This is a genomic window from Microbacterium sp. ER1 (assembly GCF_023383675.1).
Classification (GTDB): Bacteria; Actinomycetota; Actinomycetes; order Actinomycetales; family Microbacteriaceae; genus Microbacterium.
Map to the genome: position 1 here is coordinate 1 of NZ_QCXO01000044.1, position 285 is coordinate 285.

The window sequence follows — 285 nt, forward strand, 5'->3', positions numbered from 1 at the left end:
ACCTCTGGCTGCGCGCCGGTAACGGCAACGCCACCCTCGGTGCCGCGGAGGGCGACATCGAGATCACCGCCGACCACGGTCAGATCCGCATCGGCACCGTCACGGGCGACGCCAGCCTCAAGGCATCACACGGCAGCATCACGGTCGGCCAGGCCGGCGGCGACCTCGACGCGAAACTCTCCTACGGCGACCTCGAGATCGCCCGGGCGCTCGCCGCGGTATCGGCGAAGACGGCGTACGGCAGCATCCAGCTGGGGGAGATCTCGAGCGGCTCGGTGCAGGTGG

General features: G+C 70.5%; 1 pseudogene. It reads left to right on the top strand.

Going from position 1 to position 285, the window contains the following annotated elements:
* A pseudogene (locus BV453_RS01690) lies at positions 1-285 on the top strand (DUF4097 family beta strand repeat-containing protein); the annotation flags it as partial.